Raw genomic sequence first — 18,218 nt, forward strand, 5'->3', positions numbered from 1 at the left:
CCCGGCCCCCCGCCCTGTCCTCCGATGCCGGACCGGCCGGAACACCGCGGTGCGACGCGCCCCGCCCGCGGCGATCGGCGCCGGGCCGCCCGCGATGCCCACGCGCGCCCGGGCCCAGGGCCTGTCTGGAGTTCCCCGTCGTCCGCGCGGAGCGCGCACGCACCGGGCGTCGGGGCGCAGGCGGGGAACTCCAGACAGGCCCTGGACCCCGTATCGTGAAGCGGATGAGCAGCCCACCGCCCCGGACGCTCGCGGAGGACCTCCGCGCCAGGCAGGACGACAGCCTCGCGGAGCTGCTCCGTGCGCGCCCGGACCTGCTGTCCCCCGTGCCGGGGGATCTCACCCAGCTCGCGACCCGGGCCGGCACCCGCGCGTCCGTCGTCCGCGCCCTGGAGCGGCTCGACCGGTTCGCGCTGCAGGCCGCCGAGGCCCTCGCCGTGGCACCGGACCCCTGTTCGTACGAGCGGCTGCTCACACTCCTCACCGGCGACGGGACCGGCGCGACCGGCGGCGAGACCGGCGCGACCGGCGACCAGCCGGACCACGAGGTCGAGCGCGCCCTGCCCGCCGCCGTGCGTGCGCTGCGCGACCGCGCGGTCGTCTGGGGCCCGGACGACCGGCTGCGCCTCGTACGGACCGCGCGCGAGCTGCTGGGATCCCCGTCGCCGACCGGGCTCGGGCCGCCCGTGGCCGAGGCCGTCGCCGGGATGTCGCCCGGCCGGGTGCAGGAGCTCCTGGCCACCGCGGGGCTGCCGCCGACGCACGACCCCGTCTCGGCGGGCGAGGCGCTGGCGGCGCTGTTCACCGGCCGGCGGACGATGAAGGCGCTCCTCGACGGCGCCCCGCCCGACTCGCGCGAGATCCTGGCCCGGCTCACCTGGGGCCCGCCCCACGGCACCGTCTCGGCCAACCCCGCCCCCGCCATCCGCTGGCTGCTCGACCGCGGTCTGCTGCTCCCCTCCGCCCCCGGCCACGTCGTCCTGCCCCGCGAGGCGGGCCTGTCCCTGCGCGGCGGGCGGGTGCACGCCCGCCCCGAGCCCGTGCCGCCGGCGGTGCCGCCCGCCGCGGAGCACGGCGCCGCCACCGTCGACGCGACCGGCGCCGCCCAGGCGCTGCTGGCCCTCGACACCGTCGAGGACCTGCTCGGCGGCTGGGAGACCGCCCCGCCGCCGGTGCTGCGCTCCGGCGGCCTCAGCGTCCGCGACCTCAAGCGCACCGCCGTGGCGCTGGACCTGCCCGAGCCGGTCGCCGCCTTCTGGATCGAACTCGCCTACGGCGCGGGCCTGCTGGCCTCCGACGGCGAGGCCGACGAGCGCTTCGCGCCGACCCCCGGGTACGACGAGTGGCTGGCGCTGCCCGCCGAGCAGCGCTGGGCGCAGCTCGCCGCGACGTGGCTGACCGCCACCCGTACGCCGGGGCTGGCCGGCGGCCGCGACGCGAAGGGGCGGGCGCTGTCCGTCCTGGGCGACGGGCTGGACCGGGGCGCCGCCCCGGAGATCCGGCGCCGGCTGCTGGAGCTGATGGCCGGGCTGCCGGACGGCGCCGCGGCGACCGCGGACGCGCTCCTCGCGCGACTGCGCTGGGAGCGGCCCGTACGAAGCGAGGAGGCCGCCGAGTCGCGGGCCCGGCTGGCGCGTTGGGCGCTGGCGGACGCCGAACTGCTCGGCGTGACGGGGCGCGGGGCGCTCACCGCGCAGGGGCGCGCGCTGCTGGGGGCCCCCGGCCCGCAGACCGCCGCGGAGGCCGCCGCCGCCGAGGCGCACGCGGCGCACGTGCTCGCGCCGCTGCTGCCCGAGCCGCTGGACCACGTACTGCTGCAGGCGGACCTGACGGCCGTCGCGCCCGGCCCGCTGCGGCGGCCGCTCGCGGCCACCCTCGGCGTACTCGCGGAGATCGAGTCCAAGGGCGGGGCGACGGTCTACCGCTTCACCCAGGAGTCGGTGCGGCGGGCGCTGGACGCGGGCCGCTCGGCGGCCGAGCTGCACGACTTCCTCGCCGCGCACTCGCGCACGCCCGTGCCGCAGCCGCTGACGTACCTCATCGACGATGTGGCGCGCCGGCACGGGCAGTTGCGGGTGGGCGCGGCCTCGGCGTACCTGCGCTGCGACGACGACGCGACGCTGAGCGAGATCCTCGCCGACCGCCGGTCGGCGGACCTGCGGCTGCGCCGCCTCGCCCCGGCGGTGCTGGTCTCGCAGGCGCCCCCGGACCTGCTGCTGGAGCGGCTACGGGACATGGGCTACGCCCCGGCCGCCGAGTCCCCCGAAGGGGCGGTGCTGGTGGCGCGCCCCGACGCGGTCCGCACCCCGCCGCGCACGGCTCCGGCACCGGTGCCGGACGGCCCGCCCCACCCGGACGACACGCTGCTCGCGGCGGCGGTACGGGCCATCCGGGCCGGCGACCACGCCTCGACGGCGGCGCTGCGGCCCGTCGGCGCGGCCCCCGCCGTCCCCCCGTCCGGCAACGGCGCACTCCCCCGCACGTCGGCCGCGGACACCCTGGCGGCGATGCAGGCGGCGGCCCTGACGGGGACGGCGGTGTGGATCGGCTACGTCAACGCCGACGGCGCGGCGTCGCAGCGGGTCATCGCCCCGCTGCGGGTGGAGGGCGGCTTCGTCACGGGCTTCGACCACACCGCGGACGAGGTCCGCACGTACCCCCTGCACCGGATCACCGGCGTGGCGGAACTGGCGGACTGAGCGCCTCCGGCGGGGGTGCGGCGAAGAAGACCCTGGGGGCTCCGCCCCCAGAACCCGCGGGCCGGGTGGTCGCGTAAGAGCGATGGGTCTCCCGCGGATCCCGGGGCGGAGCCCTCAGCCCCCGGGGGAGCCCGGAAGTTGCGCGAGAAGGATGAGTCCCACGGATCCCGGGGGAGCCCCAGACCCCATGCGAGCCGGGTAGCTGCCCGAGAGCGAAGGGCCCGGAGCGGCGTACGTGCTGGTCCGTACGCCGCGCGCATACCCCTGCCGGGTAAAGTCGCCGCAGGACACCGGATCTTGGAGGGGGACGGGTGGCTGACACCGGCGAGGGCGAGCCGCGGCAGAGCGTGACCATGGAGCTGTACCGGGAGTTGCGGTTCGGGGAGTCGGCCGCGTTCACGCGGGCCGCCGAGGCCGCCGGGCTGGAGGCGGCGGAAGCCGCCGCGCACCGGGCGGAGTTGGCGCGGCTCGGGCTGATCGAGGAGGCGCCCGGCGACGACGCGGTGGCCGTGGTGGGCCCCGAGGTGGCGCTGCGGCGGCTCATCCGGCGGGAGCAGCAGGCGCTGCGGGCACGGGAGCGGGAGTCGGCCGACGCGCACGCCGCGATCGGGGAGCTGGCCGAGCACTATCTGCGCAGCGGCGTCGCGCCGCCCGTCGACCGGTCGGTCGAGGTCGAGACCGAGGTCGCGACGGACCGGAAGCGGATGAAGCAGATCCTGGTGGAGATGAACGCGGGCCTCGTCGAATGGGAGGGCTCGATGCACCACCTGCCGCTGAAGGGGCCCCTCGAACCGGGCCTGCAGCGCGACGCGGAGTCCGTGGCGCGGGGCGTGCGGGTGCGCGAGCTCTACAGCCGCCGGCTCACCCGGGTCCCGTCCATGGCCGAGCACTTCGCCCGGCAGCAGGACGTCGGCGTGGAGGTGCGCACCGCGCCCGCCGTGCCGATCACGATGATCATCGGGGACGGGCACACCGTCCTGCTGCCCATCGACCCCGAGAATCCGCGCGTCGGGATGCTCGTCGTCCGCGCCCCCGCGCTGGTGCGCTCGTACGTCGCGCTGTACGAGTACTGCTGGCTCACCGCGACGCCCTACACCCGCGACGACCCCGGCGGCGAGGCGGAGATCTGGGCACGGCTGACCGAGCAGCACCTGACCGCCGTACGGATGCTGGCCGGCGGCGCGAAGGACGAGCGGATCGCCCGCGCGCTCGGGGTGTCGCTGCGCACCGTCAGCCGCATCCTGTCCGAACTCATGCAGGAGCTGGGCGCGTCGAGCCGGTTCGAGGCGGGCGTACGCGCCGCCCGCCTCGGCCTGCTCGACCCGGACGGGTCACAGCCCGAAGAGCGGGCCTGACGGCGCCTCGACGCGCGTCCCGGGGCACGGCGGGCGCAACGCCCCCGCGTCGACGGGCCGGACGGGTCGTACACCCAGCGTCGCCGCCAGCCGGCCGGCGCCCTGCGGCAGCAGCGGCCAGGACCAGCACGCCAGCGCCGACGCCACCGCCAGCTGGGCGGCCGTCGCGGCGGCGCGCCGGGCCGGATCGGTGAGGTGCGCGTTGACCGCGCCGAACTCCTCGGCCTGCGCGACCACTTCGTCCAGCAGCGCCACCGCCCGGCGCGGGGAGAAGCCGTCCGCGTCGTAGGCGCGGGCGAGGTCCGCCGCCGTCCGCTCCAGGCCGGCGCGCAGCCGCGGCCAGCCCGCGCCGCCGGGAGCGGCGTCCGGTACGCGGCCGCCGTACTCCGTGTGGACGGTGGTGAGCAGCGCGTCCAGCCAGCCGTTCCACCCGGCGGTCAGCCGGCCCCGGCTGTGGGCGAGTTCGCGGGCCCGGTGAGCGCGGGGGCGGCCCACCGGCCGGTACGCCGACACATGCCGACGCAGGGCGTCCGGGCCGACGGCGGTCACCGCGTCCAGCGCCCACAGCGGGCGGCCGGGGCCGGTGGTGTACGGCTCGGTGATGTGCAGCCGCCGCGGCAGCGGCAGCCCGGCCGCGCCGAGCAGGGCGGGGATGAGCACCGTGTGCAGGGCGGTGTCGCCGCGCGGCAGGAAGTGCACGGCGTGGTGCGGGCCGTCCTCGGCGATCGTCTCGGCCGCGACGAGATGGGACAGGGCGCGTTCGAGGGCGGTGGCGACGCGCTGCCCGCCGCCGGCACCGGCCGGCGCGGGCAGGCCGTACGCACCCGGCCGGGTGGCGGGCACCTCGGGCAGGCCGCCGGCCGCGAGCCGCCCGGTGAGTTCGGCGGCCAGGGGCGGCAGGTCCGCGGTCGCCCAGTGCGTCCGGAGCCGGTCGCCGAACGGCTCCAGGGGCAGCAGCAGCCCCGGGACCTGCTGCTGCTTGGGGATTCCGGCGCAGACCGCGCAGCGGGCGTCCCGCAGCTCGGCGGCCTCGTTGGGGCGCAGGCAGGCCGGGCAGGGCCCGGCGGGCGCGGCGCTGTCGCAGTCCGGGCAGCGGCCGGCGGCCAGCGCGCCGTCCAGCCAGTGGCCGCATGCCTCGCACAGCAGCCACGGGCGCGTCCGCTCGACCAGGGCGCCGTCCGCGTACAGGCGGCGGAACCACGCCTGCACCCGTCTGCGGTGGCCGGGGTCGCGCGCGGGGCGGGTCACCGCGTCCAGCCGGACGCCGGCGTGCCCGAGGTCGGCGGCGATGGCCTCGCCGAACGCCTCGGCGACGGCGTCGGGGCTGCGCCCGGTGCGCAGGGCGCGGGCGACGACGTCCGGGTGGTGGTCGTCGATGCCGGTGGTGAGGACGACGGGCCGCCCCTCGGCGCGCAGCCGCCGGGCAAGGACGTCGGCCGCCACGTACGGGCCGGCGAGCTGGCCGATGTCCAGCTCCCCGGCCGGTACGGCGGCCGCGGCGACGACCCAGGTGGACGACACGGCGGCGGGGCTGGTGGTCGGGGTCGGGGCGGTGATCGGGTGGACGGCCGGACGGTCGAGGGTGAGGTGGCCGGCACGGGCTGCCACAGGGTGCCTCCTGGTACGCGTGGTGCGGGATCGGATGCCGGCTCCGTACGGGCCCGCGGAGCCGGCGGGAGCGCTCCGCCGGTATCAGCGTCGCAGCCCTGTTCCCCGCGCGGCCAGCGATCACCGCTGCGTACCCCTGCCATGGCGTAACCACGCCAGGCCCGCGGCGGCGGTGCGGAGCCGCGCCCCGTACCGCCCGCCGATGCGCGACACTGGAAGCTTGGCCCGGTCCCCGCCAGGGGCCGGCGCACCCGAGTGCGAGGAGACGTACGTGACCGGTGGTGGACCGCTGATCGTCCAGTCGGACAAGACCCTGCTGCTGGAGGTCGACCACGAGCTCGCCGACGAGTGCCGCCGCGCCATCGCCCCGTTCGCGGAGCTGGAGCGGGCGCCGGAGCACATCCACACCTACCGGGTGACGCCCCTCGGGCTGTGGAACGCCCGGGCCGCCGGGCACGACGCCGAGCAGGTCGTGGACGCGCTGGTGAAGTACAGCCGGTACCCCGTACCGCACGCCCTGCTCGTCGACGTGGCCGAGACCATGGCCCGCTACGGGCGCCTCACGCTCAGCAAGCACCCGGCGCACGGGCTGGTGCTGACCTCGACCGACCGGCCGGTGCTGGAGGAGATCCTGCGGTCGAAGCGGGTCCAGCCCCTGGTGGGCGCCCGCGTCGATCCGGACACCGTGGCCGTGCACCCCTCGGAGCGCGGGCAGATCAAGCAGGTGCTGCTGAAGCTGGGCTGGCCCGCCGAGGACCTGGCGGGTTACGTCGACGGCGAGGCGCACCCGATCGAGCTGCACGAGAACGGCTGGGCGCTGCGGCCGTACCAGCGGCAGGCCGTGGAGGGCTTCTGGCACGGCGGGTCCGGTGTGGTCGTGCTGCCCTGCGGCGCGGGCAAGACGCTGGTGGGCGCGGGCGCGATGGCGGAGGCGAAGGCGACGACGCTGATCCTCGTCACCAACACCGTCTCCGCGCGGCAGTGGAAGAGCGAGCTGATCAAGCGCACCTCGCTCACCGAGAGCGAGATCGGCGAGTACAGCGGCGCGAAGAAGGAGATCCGGCCGGTCACCATCGCGACGTACCAGGTGCTGACGACCAAGCGGAAGGGCGTCTACCCGCATCTGGAGCTGTTCGACTCCCGCGACTGGGGCCTGATCGTCTACGACGAGGTGCACCTGCTGCCGGCGCCGGTCTTCAAGTTCACCGCGGACCTGCAGGCGCGGCGGCGGCTCGGGCTGACCGCGACGCTCGTACGGGAGGACGGGCGCGAGTCCGACGTCTTCTCGCTCATCGGGCCCAAGCGCTTCGACGCGCCGTGGAAGGAGATCGAGGCGCAGGGGTACATCGCGCCGGCGGACTGCGTCGAGGTACGGGTCAACCTGACGGACAGCGAGCGGCTGGCGTACGCGACGGCGGAGACCGAGGACAAGTACCGCTACTGCGCGACGACGGCGACGAAGCGGAACGTCGCGGAGGCGCTGGTCCGCAAGCACGCGGGGCAGCAGACGCTCGTCATCGGCCAGTACATCGACCAGCTCGACGAGCTGGGCGAGCACCTCGACGCGCCCGTCATCAAGGGCGAGACGTCGAACGTGCAGCGGGAGAAGCTGTTCAACGCCTTCCGGGAGGGCGAGATCAGCGTCCTCGTCGTGTCGAAGGTGGCGAACTTCTCCATCGACCTGCCGGAGGCCACGGTCGCCATCCAGGTCTCCGGCACGTTCGGCTCGCGCCAGGAGGAGGCCCAGCGCCTCGGCCGGGTGCTGCGGCCGAAGGAGGACGGGCACCAGGCCACGTTCTACTCGGTGGTCGCCCGCGACACGATCGACCAGGACTTCGCGGCCCACCGCCAGCGCTTCCTGGCGGAGCAGGGCTACGCGTACCGGATCGTGGACGCGGACGAGGTGCTCGGGAGCGCCTGAGCGCCCGGGCCGCGGGCTGAGCGCCTGACCGCCCGGGCCGCGGTCTGAGCGCCTGACCGCTCAGGCCGCCGTCCGGTGCCGCTCCTCGTGGCGGGGGCGCTCGCCGTCCGTGTACTCCCCGAGGAGGACCACGCTGAGCGCCGCGCCGCCGAACGCCTTCACCGCGCGCAGCGCCGAGGAGGCGCGGTGGCGGAGCAGGCGGGCGGCGACGGGCGCCAGGGGCTGGGCCGTGTCGTAGCTGGGGGCCTGGTGGGGCATCGTTGTGCTGCTCATACGTCAAGGGTCCGGCGGATCGGCCCGGAAAACGTCGGTCCCCGGGCTGATCCGTATCTCCCCCGGTGTATGACTTCCGGGGGACTTCCCTCCCCTACGAGGGGGAGGGGCGACCCTGATATGCGGCGCATAAGGGGACGGCGGACGGCCCGGCCCCGGGGAAAACCGTTCGCCTCCGCGTAACCCGCCCGCTAGACTCGCCCGTCTGCCCCGCGCTCGCCGGCCGTCGCCGCGAGTGCCGCCGGCCGGACGGAAACCGGCCGGGACGCTCCCCCAAGCTCTCCGCTTCGCTCCGAGCAGGGGGTGCCCCCAGATCGCAAGCCGTTCCCTGGCCGCACCGCTGTCTTCGACGCCCGGTGCCGCTTCGTCCTGCGTACGCCCGGAGGCACCGTCTTTCCATGTCCACCACCGATCCGCTCCAGCGTGAACAGACCCATCTCACCGAATCCCGGGCCGCCCTGCGCGCCATGCGCGCCGACGTCGAGGCCCTCGACATCCGCGACGTCACCGCGAACTGGGTGAACGCCGAGGTCCTGCAGTCGGAGATCGACGCCCGGATCAAGGCGCTCGCCGACCTCGCCGGCACCCCGCTGTTCTTCGGCCGCCTCGACTATCTGCACGCGCCCGGCGCGGAGCAGGCCGAGGGCGCCGAGGGCGAGCGCTTCTACATCGGCCGCCGGCACGTGCACGACGCCGACGGCGACCCCATGGTCATCGACTGGCGGGCGCCCGTCTCGCAGCCCTTCTACCGCGCGTCGAAGAACGAGCCGATGGACATCGCGCTGCGCCGCCGCTTCGGCTACACGGGCGGCGACCTCTCGGCGTACGAGGACGAGCACCTCACGGACCCGGCGGAGGCCGCGCAGTCCTCGAAGCTGCTGCAGCAGGAGATCGAGAAGCCGCGCGTCGGCCCGATGCGCGACATCGTCGCCACGATCCAGCCCGAGCAGGACGAGATCGTCCGCGCCGGCATCGGCGGCACGGTGTGCGTGCAGGGCGCGCCCGGCACCGGGAAGACGGCCGTGGGCCTGCACCGGGTGGCGTACCTGCTGTACGCGCACCGCGAGCGGCTCGCGCGTACGGGCACGCTGGTCGTCGGCCCGAACAAGTCCTTCCTGCGCTACATCGAGCAGGTGCTCCCGGCCCTCGGCGAGCTGGAGGTCAAGCAGGCCACGGTCGACGACCTGGTGGCGCGGGTGGAGGTGCGGGGCGCGGACTCCGCCGCCACGGCGCTGGTCAAGGGCGACGCGCGGATGGCCCAAGTGCTGCGGCGGGCGGTGCGCTCGCACGTGACGATGCCGGCGGAGGGCGTCGTGGTGGTGCGCGGCTCGCGGCGCTGGCGGGTCCCGTCGTACGACCTGGAGGGCATCGTGCGCGAGCTGCTGGACCGCGACATCCGCTACGGCGCCGCCCGCGAGGCGCTGCCGCAGCGGATCGCGCACGCGGTGCTCGTACAGATGGAGCGCGCGGGGGAGGCTCCGGACGACCGGGTGCAGGACGCGGTGGCGCGCAACACGGCGGTGAAGGCGGCCGTCAAGGAGATCTGGCCGCCGGTGGACCCGGCGAAGCTGGTGCTGCGGCTGCTGTCCGACGCGGAGTTCCTGGCGGAGCACGCCGCGGGGGTGCTGAGCGAGGACGAGCAGAAGCTGCTGCTGTGGTCGAAGCCGGCGCGGTCGGTGAAGTCGGCGCAGTGGTCACCGGCCGACTCCGTGCTGATCGACGAGGCGGCCGATCTGGTCGAGCGGACGCCGTCGCTGGGGCACGTGGTGCTGGACGAGGCGCAGGACCTGTCCCCCATGCAGTACCGGGCGGTGGGGCGGCGGTGCACCACCGGCTCGGCGACGGTGCTCGGGGACATCGCGCAGGGCACGACGCCGTGGGCGACGGCCTCGTGGGAGGAGGCGCTGGCGCATCTGGGCAAGTCCGGGGCGCAGGTGGAGGAGTTGACGACGGGCTTCCGCGTACCGCGGGCGGTCATCGCGTACGCGTCGAGGCTGCTGCCGTCGATCGCGCCGGGCCTGCGGGAGGCCACGTCGATCCGCGAGTCGCAGGGTGATCTGGTGATCCGGCCCGTCGCCGCGGACGAACTGGACCTGGCGGTCGCGGAGGCGTGCGTCCGGGCGCTGGACCACGAGGGGTCGGTCGGCCTGATCGCCGCGGACGCCCGGTGCGCGCAACTGGGCGCGGCGCTGGACGAGCTGGGGCTGCCGTACCTCTCGCCGGGCGAGGAGACCTCGGCGTCGGCGCGGCTGACGCTGGTGCCCGCGTCGCTGGCGAAGGGCCTGGAGTACGACTACGTGGTGCTTGACGACCCGGCGGCGATCGTGGACGGTGAGCCCGACGAGCGCACGGGCCTGCGCCGGCTGTACGTGTGCCTCACCCGGGCGGTGTCCGGGCTGACCGTGCTGCACGCGGCGGAGCTTCCGGAGCCGCTGGCGGCGTGAAGACCGTTCCCCCCACTTTCCACTATGCCTGACCGGGCGCCGGGATACATCGGCCGCTGAGCCGATCTTCTCCGGCGCCCGGACTGCCACACTCCCGGCATGACTTCACCTGCGGCGGCTGCGGCCGGAACCTGGCAGCTCGGTGATCTGGCCGTCAACCGGATGGGCTTCGGCGCGATGCGCCTGACGCACACCTCGGACGGCACGCCGCTCGACCGGGACCGGGCGGTCGGCGTGCTGCGGCGGGCGGTGGAGCTGGGCGTTGACCATATCGACACGGCGGCCTTCTACTTCTCCTCGCTGCGCTCGGCGAACGAGCTCATCGCGCGGGCGCTGCACCCGTACCGGGACGTCGTGATCACGACGAAGGTCGGCCCGGGGAAGGACCCGGCGGGCAACTGGCTGGGGATGGCGCGCCCCGACCAGCTGCGCGGCCAGGTGGAGGAGAACCTGCGGCAGCTGGGCCGCGACCACCTCGACGTGGTGAACCTGCGCCTGTACCGCCCGGGGGAGTCCCTCGCGGAACACTTCGGCGTGCTGGCGGACCTGCGGGCGGAGGGACTGATCCGGCACCTCGGCATCTCCAACATCCGCCCGGAACGGCTGGCGGAGGCGCAGGCGATCGCGCCGGTGGTGTGCGTGCAGAACCGCTTCGGCGTGGGGGACGCGGACTGGTCGCGCGAGGTGCTGCGCCTGTGCGGCGCGGAAGGGGTGGCGTTCGTCCCGTACTTCGCCGTCGCCGGCGAGGGCAAGGAGGCGGGTGCGCCGGCCCGGGACCTCGACGCGGTACGTCAGGTGGCGGACTGGCACGGCGCGTCCCCCGCCCAGGTCCGCCTGGCGTGGTCGCTGCAACAGGGCCCGCACGTCCTGGCCATCCCCGGCACGGGCAACCCGGCACATCTCGCGGAGAACGTGGCGGCGGCGGCTCTGCGGCTGGCGAAGGAAGAGGTGGCGGCGCTGGACGGGGTGTGACGCTCCCCGCCCTCAGCGACGGGCGTTCAGATCGATGTCGATGTCGTACGGGGCGCTCAACTGGAGGCGGTCGCGGTGGATGCCGGTGAGATGGTAGGAGCCGTTGGCCGGGTCGAGTTCGTAGACGTAGACGACGGGCTTGCCGCGCTTGGATTCGACTCGCCAGAGGTGCGGGATGCCGGCCTTGGCGTACTTCAGGGGCTTCGTCTCGCGGTCGCGAGCCTCTGAATCGCGTGAGACGACCTCGACGACGAGGAGCACGTCTTCCGGAAGCAGCGAGGTCTGTTCGGGACCGGTGTCGGCCTCGGCTCGTGCCACCATCAGATCGGGCTCGGGGCGCTGCTGCTTTCTGAGAGTGACCGTCATCTCACGGACGACGTCCAGATCGTCCGGGAGAGTCCGCAGCAAGCCGCGTTCCAGCACTCGCATCGTCAGCATGTGGAATCGGGCTTGCGGGCTCACGAAGACAAGGCTCCCGTCGATCAGCTCCGTATGCGGAGGCAGGTCGGGGAGCGTGTCGAGGTCGTCGGCGGTCCAACCGCCGTCAGGCGGCATCGGCCAGTCGTGTTGCTCACGCTTCGGTGCGACGCTCATCGCAGGTGCTCCCATGCGCAGGATCCTTGCCGACACAGCCAGCGTACCCACCGCAGATGCGGATCTTGCCACCGAAACTGGTGAACGAGCATCCCGCATTGACGCCTGCGCCCGTGCTACAGCAGGAAGTCCAGCCGCCCCCGCAGCTCCCCCGCGGAGCGGAAGTGCAGCGTCTGGAGGCCCAGTGACGCCGCCGCCTCGACATTCTCCAGCCGGTCGTCGACGAACAGGCACCGCTGCGCGGGGACGCCCGCGCGGGAGACCGCGATCTCGTAGATGCCGGGGTCCGGTTTCGCTATCCCGACGCGGGCGCTGCTCACCACCTCGTGCGCCAGGTCCGACAGGCCGAGGGCGGCGAGGTCCTCCTCGACCCGCAGCGTCGCGTTGGTGACCAGCACGAGCCGCAGGTGCGTGCGGGCCGCCCGGAGCAGGGCGACGACCTCCTCGTCCGCGTGGAACGGGGAGGAGGCGAAGGCCGCCCCTAGTTCGCGGGCCACGGGCGCGGGGACCAGCCCGGTCAGCGCCGCCGCGACGGAGTCGGCCCACTGCTCGTGGGTGATCCGTCCGAGCAGCGCGGGCAGGTCCTGGTCCGGCGCGAAGGCGGTCTTCGCCGTCGTACCGGGCGCGAGGCCCGCCGCCTCCTCGAGGGCGAGGATGGGCGACATGTCGAAGTAGCGGATGACGTTGTCGAGATCGCAGAGGATCGCGTCGAACGGGCGCTCGGTGGTGATCGTCACCCGCCCATGGATAGCCGAGGAAGGCCTCAGCCGTCCACCAGTGCCCGCCACTCCGCGACCGCCGCCTCGTCGACCGGCGCGTCCCAGCCGTGCGGCCGCACCGCGCCGCCGACGTGGAAGGCGTCCAGGCCCGCCGCCCGCAGCACCGGTACGTGCTCAACCTTCAGGCCGCCGCCGACCAGCATCCGCGGCTCGTACCCGGGCTCCCCGGCGGCCGTCCGCGCGGCCTCCGCACGCAGGACGTCGAGGCCGGAGGGGACGCCGGCGGCCGAGCCGGCCGTCAGGTACGTGTCCAGCCCCGGCAGCCCCGCGAGCTGCTTGCGCAGCACGTCGCGGTCCGCGGCGCGGTCGATCGCCCGGTGGAAGGTCCAGCGGCAGCCGTCCACGGCCTGCGCGAGCGCGGTCACCGCGGCGAGGTCGGGGGCGCCGTCCGGGGTGAGGAAGCCGAGCACGAACTCGTCGGCGCCGGCCGCCCGCAGCCGCTGCGCCGTGGCGCACAGGGCGTCGACGTCGCCCGCCGCGAAGCCGTCCGTGGCGCGCAGCATCACGCGTACGGGGATGTCCACGGCGTCGCGCACCGCGGCGAAGGTCTCCACGGCGGGGGTGAGCCCGTCCGCGGCCATGTCCGACACCAGCTCGAGGCGGTCGGCACCTCCGGCCTGGGCGGCTGCGGCGTCCGCGGCGTCGAGCGCGATGACCTCAAGGATTGCTGGTCTAGACATGTCGTACAGGGTGCCACATCGGTGATCCGGGGGGACCCCGCGGGCACAATGGCACGCATGGCAGAGGCGAACGGACCGCACCCCGCTCACGACCAGCTCCGCGACCGGTGGCTGGACACCGTCCGCGCCTGGCCGTCGGCCGACCCCGGCGCGTACGCCGACGAGCTGCTGCGCCGCTGGGCGGAGCCGCACCGGCGCTACCACACCACCGACCATCTGATCGCGGTCCTCGACCGCGTCGACGAGATCGAGGAGGCCGGCGCGTACGCCGCGAACCCGTCCGTCGTACGGCTGGCCGCCTGGTTCCACGACGCGTACTACCGGCCGGACCGCAGCGAGAACGAGGAGCGCAGCGCCCGCCTGGCCGAGACGGCCCTGGAGCAGCTGGGGCTCCCCGCGCGGGACGTCGCCGAGGTCGCCCGCCTCGTCCGCCTCACCATCACCCACGACCCCGCCGAGGGCGACCGCGACGGCGAGGTGCTCTGCGACGCCGACCTCGCCGTGCTGGCGGGCGCGCCGGAGGCGTACGCGGCGTACGCGGCCGCCGTGCGCGAGGAGTACGGGTTCGTCCCGGACGACCTCTTCCGCGCCGGGCGGTCCGACGTACTGCGCCAGCTGCTCGGGCTGCCGAGGCTGTTCCGTACGCCCTACGGAGCCGCGCACTGGGAGGCGCGCGCCCGGCACAACCTTCAGACGGAGCTGGAGCTGCTGGGCGCCGCGACGGCCTGAGCCGAGGAGCGGGCGACCACGCGCCCGCTACCGTGCCGCACCTGCAGCGCGACGCCGGCGACGCCCGCCGCCGCGAGGGCCGCGCCCGTCCAGGCGGTCGCCGGGTAGCCGAGGCCGGCGCTGATCACCAGGCCGCCGAGCCAGGGGCCGATGGTGTTGCCGATGTTGAAGGACGAGGTGTTGGTGGCGCCCGCCAGGGTCTGCGCCTCGTGGGCGACGTTGAACATCCGGGCGTTCAGGGCGGGCGCCGTCATGAACGCCGTCACGCCGAGCAGTCCGGTGAGGACGACGACCGCCACCGGGTACTCGGCGAGCAGCGCCACCAGCGCCAGGACCACGGCGGAGGAGGCCAGTCCGGCGTACATCGTGGCGAAGAGGTTGCGGTCGGCGATCCGGCCGCCGATGACCGTACCGATCAGCGCGCCCACGCCGAACAGGCCGAGGACCATCGGCACCCAGCTCTCGCTCAGCCCGGAGACGTCGGTGAGCAGCGGGGCGAGGTAGGAGAAGAAGGAGAAGGTCGAGGCCGCGAAGAGCGCGATGGTCACGAGGACCAGCCACACCTGCGGGTTGGCGTAGATGCGCAGCTCCTCGCGCAGCCGCGGCGGCTCGGCCGGGACGGGGACGCGCGGGACGAGGGCGAGCACGCCGGCGATCGCCACCGCCGTCATCACGGCCACCGCCCAGAACGCCGAGCGCCAGCCCCACAGCTGGCCGAGGACCGCGCCGCCGGGGACGCCGACGACGTTCGCCACGCTCAGCCCGCCGATCATGATGGCCATGGCCTTGGCACGGGCGCCGGTCGGGACCATGGAGATCGCCACGGCCGCGCCCACGGCCCAGAAGCCGGCGCAGGCCAGCGCGCTGAGCACGCGGGTCGCGAAGAGCACGGCGTAGGAGTCGGAGAGGGCGGCGATCACGTGGCCGATGCCGAAGACGACCAGCAGGCCGGTCAGGGTGGTACGGCGGGGCAGGCGCAGGGTCGCGCCCGCGAGCAGCGGGGCGCCGATCACCATGCCGATCGCGAAGGCGGAGATCAGCAGGCCGGCGCTGGGAATGGAGACGCCGAGGTCGCCGGCGACCTCGGGAAGCAGCCCGGAGAGCATGAACTCGCTCGTCCCGAGTGCGAAGACGCTGAGGCCCAGCACATAGACGGCGGCGGGGACGCGTGCGGCCCCGGGGGGCGAGGAGGGTGCGGGCATGAACGTCTAAACAGGCCGGGACGCCGCACGTATTCCGGCTGTGACGGCGGTCACGTGCCGTTCTTCCTGCGGCGCAGGCCCGCCGCGGTGAGGCGGGTCACCAGCTCGCGGGAGCGGACCTCCGTGGCGCCGAGCGCGACGGCGTCGGCGTAGCGGGTCGACGGTATGTCGTAGTGGTCGCGCTCGAAGGCCCGCTCCGGCACGCCTAGGCGCTCCGCGAACGCGTGCAGTTCGGCCAGCGACTCGTCGCTGACCAGGTGCGACCACATGCGGCCGTGGCCCGGCCAGTCGGGCGGGTCGATGAGGACGGTCACCGGACGCTCACCCGTCGTCGGTCGTACGCACGCGGAGTAGCTGGCCGACGGCGGCCACGGCCGTACCCGTCTTGCCGCACACCCAGTGCGGGTCGGCGCCCAGCTCGGGCTCGACGGCCAGGGCGTGCGGGCCGCCCTCGTCGAGGTCGGCGCAGACGGGGCACAGCGGCCAGCGGCCGTACTTCGCCAGCAGCGCGTCCTGCACGTCCTGCGCGACCAGCCCGGCGACGAAGTCGGCACCCTTCGGCCACTGCTCGGCCCACCACCGCCGATGGCTGACGGAGTCCTCCAGCAGCGATACGACATCGGGTCCGGCGACGTCGCCGGCGCCGAGGTCGGCCAGCACGAGCGCCCGCGCCAGATGCAGCGCCTGCTCCAGCCGGGGCCCCTCGGCGCCTGCGGAATCATTGGTGGTATCGGGCTCCATGGCCCCATTGTCCCCCATGCCCGCGCCGGGGGACCGGCCCGTGCCCGGACCCCGGGCCACACCCCCGGGGGCTTGACGACCCCCACGTTTCGAAAATATCTTTCAGGTGTGAGCTACAGCGTGAAGGAAACTTTCACCCCCCAGGCCCCCCAGCCGCACCACCGGGACACCACCCCGCCCGCCCCCGCCGCGCTCGCGGCGAAGGTGCGGACGGTCGCCCCGTCCATGACGCGCTCGATGCAGCGCGTCGCCGAGGCCGTCGCCGGGGACCCCGCCGGCTGCGCCGCGCTCACCGTCACCGGCCTCGCCGAGCGCACCGGCACCTCCGAGGCCACCGTCGTACGCACCGCGCGCCTGCTCGGCTACCCCGGCTACCGCGACCTGCGCCTCGCGCTCGCCGCCGCCGCGGCCCAGCAGGAGGCCGGCCGCGCCCCGGCCGTGACCGCGGACATCGCCGTGGACGACCCCCTGTCCGACGTCGTGGCCAAGCTCGCCCGCGACGAGCAGCAGGCCCTCGCCGACACCGCCGCCGGCCTGGACCCGGTCCAGCTGGAGGCGGCCGTCGCCGCGATGACCGCCGCCCGCCGCATCGACGTCTACGGCATAGGCAACTCCAACCTCGTCGGCCAGGACCTGGTGCACAAGCTGCTGCGCATCGGCTCCATCGCGCACGCCCCGGCCGACCCGCACCTCGCGGTCACCAACGCCGTACAGCTGCGCGCCGGCGACGTCGCGATCGCCATCACGCACTCGGGCCGCACCGCCGACGTCATAGAGCCGCTGCGGGTGGCCTTCGACCACGGCGCGACGACCATCGCCATCACCGGCCGCCCCGACGGCCCGGTCGCCCAGTACGCGGACCACGTGCTCACCACGTCCACGGGCCGCGAGAGCGAGCTGCGGCCGGCGGCCATGTCCAGCCGTACGGGACAACTGCTCGTCGTCGACTGCCTCTTCATCGGGGTGGCGCAGCGCAGTTACGAGCGCGCGGCCCCGGCCCTCGCCGCCTCGTACGAGGCGCTCGCCCACCGCCACAGCCCGGGCGGCCGCCAGCGCCACTGAACGGCGGGGCCCGCACGGCCCGTCGGCGGGCGACCGCGCCCGGACTCGCGCACCATGAGACGCACCCGCACCGCGAGACACACCCGCACCGTGAGACGCACCGCACCATCCGAAGCACCGGCACCATCCGCACCGCAGTCAGAAAGACGCACGTGACTCCGCACCAGCATCTGCAGACCGCCCCCCACCCCCACCGAAAGAGCCGCCACCCCATGCCCCAGGCCGCTGACCCGGCAGAGCTCCGCCGCCAGCTGGAAACGATGACGACCGAGGCCTTCCGCCCGGAGCTGTCGGAGATCGACCGTCTGTCCACGGTGGAGATCGCCGGCATCATGAACGGCGAGGACAGCTCCGTTCCCGCGGCGGTCGCCACCCAGCTGCCGCAGATCGCCTCGGCGATCGACGCCACGGCGGAGCGGATGGCCCGCGGCGGCCGGCTGATCTACATCGGCGCCGGTACGGCGGGCCGGCTCGGGGTGATCGACGCCAGCGAGTGCCCGCCCACGTTCAACACGGAGCCGTCCCGGGTCGTGGGGCTGATCGCGGGCGGCGACGGGGCGATCCGCACCTCGGTGGAGGGCGCGGAGGACAGCCGCGAGCTGGCGGCGAAGGACCTGGACGCGATCCGGGTCGGCCCGGACGACACGGTGGTGGGCATCTCCGCGTCGGGCCGCACCCCGTACGCCATCGGCGGCGTCGAGCACGCACGCTCGCTCGGGGCGCTGACGATCGGCCTGTCGTGCAACGCCGGTTCGGAGCTCGCCGCGGCGGCCGAGCACGGCATCGAGGTCGTGACCGGCCCGGAGCTGATCGCCGGCTCGACGCGGCTGAAGGCGGGCACGGCGCAGAAGCTGGTCCTCAACATGATCTCGACGATCACGATGGTCCGCCTCGGCAAGACGTACGGGAACCTGATGGTCGACGTCCGCGCCTCGAACGACAAGCTGCGCGCCCGCTCGCGGCGGATCGTGGCCCTGGCGACGGGCGCGTCCGACGAGGAGATCGAGTCGGCGCTGCAGGAGACCGGCGGCGAGGTCAAGAACGCCATCCTCAGCATCCTGGGCCGGGTGGACGGCCCGAAGGCGGCCCAACTGCTCGCGGCCAACGGCGGCAGGCTGCGCACGGCGCTGGCGGCGGCGGTCGAGGACTGACCTGGCGG

At 74.8% G+C, this 18,218-nt stretch carries 16 protein-coding genes; 8 read left to right on the forward strand and 8 right to left on the reverse strand.

Annotated elements, in window-relative coordinates:
- The first annotated feature begins 224 nt into the window (after positions 1-224).
- Both AB0M28_RS15280 and AB0M28_RS15285 read left to right on the forward strand, forming a co-directional pair.
- Positions 225-2,699 carry a helicase-associated domain-containing protein gene (locus AB0M28_RS15280; RefSeq protein ID WP_365403667.1) on the forward strand — a complete coding sequence of 825 codons (2,475 nt, stop codon included), beginning with the start codon at positions 225-227 and terminating at the stop codon, positions 2,697-2,699.
- A gap of 311 nt (positions 2,700-3,010) precedes the next feature.
- Positions 3,011-4,054: a helix-turn-helix transcriptional regulator gene (locus tag AB0M28_RS15285; RefSeq protein WP_365403670.1), complete on the forward strand. Its 1,044-nt coding sequence runs from the start codon at positions 3,011-3,013 to the stop codon at positions 4,052-4,054.
- Here AB0M28_RS15285 and AB0M28_RS15290 read toward each other — a convergent pair.
- Positions 4,031-5,662 (reverse strand): class I tRNA ligase family protein, encoded by a 1,632-nt coding sequence (locus AB0M28_RS15290; protein WP_365403673.1) that lies wholly within the window; start codon positions 5,660-5,662, stop codon positions 4,031-4,033. The genes AB0M28_RS15285 and AB0M28_RS15290 overlap by 24 nt on opposite strands.
- Before the next feature lie 271 nt (positions 5,663-5,933).
- Here AB0M28_RS15290 and AB0M28_RS15295 point away from each other — a divergent pair, with 271 nt between their 5' ends.
- Positions 5,934-7,583, forward strand: a complete 1,650-nt coding sequence (locus AB0M28_RS15295; RefSeq protein WP_365403676.1) for a DNA repair helicase XPB — start codon at positions 5,934-5,936, stop codon at positions 7,581-7,583.
- Between the two features lie 60 nt (positions 7,584-7,643).
- Here the strand turns inward: AB0M28_RS15295 and AB0M28_RS15300 are convergent, their stop codons facing one another.
- Entirely contained in the window at positions 7,644-7,856 is a 213-nt protein-coding gene (locus AB0M28_RS15300) for a hypothetical protein (protein ID WP_365403679.1), read from the reverse strand.
- A gap of 398 nt (positions 7,857-8,254) precedes the next feature.
- Between AB0M28_RS15300 and AB0M28_RS15305 the strand changes: the two genes are divergently transcribed.
- Positions 8,255-10,300, forward strand: a complete 2,046-nt coding sequence (locus AB0M28_RS15305; RefSeq protein WP_365403682.1) for an AAA family ATPase — start codon at positions 8,255-8,257, stop codon at positions 10,298-10,300.
- Between the two features lie 99 nt (positions 10,301-10,399).
- On the forward strand, positions 10,400-11,272 hold the full coding sequence (locus AB0M28_RS15310; protein WP_365403685.1) for an aldo/keto reductase: 873 nt from the start codon (positions 10,400-10,402) through the stop codon (positions 11,270-11,272).
- Between the two features lie 12 nt (positions 11,273-11,284).
- Here AB0M28_RS15310 and AB0M28_RS15315 read toward each other — a convergent pair whose 3' ends face one another.
- The 3 genes from AB0M28_RS15315 to AB0M28_RS15325 form a co-directional block, all read right to left on the reverse strand.
- Positions 11,285-11,866, reverse strand: coding sequence for a Uma2 family endonuclease (locus tag AB0M28_RS15315; RefSeq protein WP_365403688.1), 582 nt, complete (start codon positions 11,864-11,866; stop codon positions 11,285-11,287).
- Positions 11,867-11,982: 116 nt separating this feature from the next.
- Positions 11,983-12,603, reverse strand: coding sequence for an HAD-IA family hydrolase (locus AB0M28_RS15320; RefSeq protein ID WP_365403691.1), 621 nt, complete (start codon positions 12,601-12,603; stop codon positions 11,983-11,985).
- A 26-nt stretch (positions 12,604-12,629) separates the two neighbouring features.
- On the reverse strand, positions 12,630-13,325 hold the full coding sequence (locus tag AB0M28_RS15325; protein ID WP_365403694.1) for a copper homeostasis protein CutC: 696 nt from the start codon (positions 13,323-13,325) through the stop codon (positions 12,630-12,632).
- A 57-nt stretch (positions 13,326-13,382) separates the two neighbouring features.
- Between AB0M28_RS15325 and AB0M28_RS15330 the strand changes: the two genes are divergently transcribed.
- A complete protein-coding gene (locus AB0M28_RS15330; protein ID WP_365403697.1) occupies positions 13,383-14,054 on the forward strand; it encodes a hypothetical protein in 672 nt (223 codons plus the stop codon).
- On the opposite strand, the gene AB0M28_RS15335 is transcribed toward AB0M28_RS15330, so the two are convergent.
- From AB0M28_RS15335 to AB0M28_RS15345, 3 genes are read right to left on the reverse strand one after another with little or no spacing between them, the layout of a single operon-like run.
- Positions 14,015-15,256 carry a Cmx/CmrA family chloramphenicol efflux MFS transporter gene (locus AB0M28_RS15335; protein ID WP_365403700.1) on the reverse strand — a complete coding sequence of 414 codons (1,242 nt, stop codon included), beginning with the start codon at positions 15,254-15,256 and terminating at the stop codon, positions 14,015-14,017. The genes AB0M28_RS15330 and AB0M28_RS15335 overlap by 40 nt on opposite strands.
- A 50-nt stretch (positions 15,257-15,306) precedes the next feature.
- A complete protein-coding gene (locus tag AB0M28_RS15340) occupies positions 15,307-15,570 on the reverse strand; it encodes a DUF4031 domain-containing protein (protein WP_365403703.1) in 264 nt (87 codons plus the stop codon).
- Between the two features lie 7 nt (positions 15,571-15,577).
- Entirely contained in the window at positions 15,578-15,997 is a 420-nt protein-coding gene (locus tag AB0M28_RS15345) for a hypothetical protein (protein ID WP_365403706.1), read from the reverse strand.
- Positions 15,998-16,117: 120 nt separating this feature from the next.
- Here AB0M28_RS15345 and AB0M28_RS15350 point away from each other — a divergent pair, with 120 nt between their 5' ends.
- Positions 16,118-17,059: a MurR/RpiR family transcriptional regulator gene (locus AB0M28_RS15350; protein WP_365403819.1), complete on the forward strand. Its 942-nt coding sequence runs from the start codon at positions 16,118-16,120 to the stop codon at positions 17,057-17,059.
- A 212-nt stretch (positions 17,060-17,271) separates the two neighbouring features.
- Positions 17,272-18,210 (forward strand): N-acetylmuramic acid 6-phosphate etherase, encoded by a 939-nt coding sequence (murQ, locus tag AB0M28_RS15355; protein ID WP_365403708.1) that lies wholly within the window; start codon positions 17,272-17,274, stop codon positions 18,208-18,210.
- Positions 18,211-18,218 lie beyond the last annotated feature (8 nt).

Origin of the sequence: Streptomyces sp. NPDC051940 (genome assembly GCF_040680895.1) — a bacterium.
Taxonomy (GTDB): domain Bacteria; phylum Actinomycetota; class Actinomycetes; order Streptomycetales; family Streptomycetaceae; genus Streptomyces.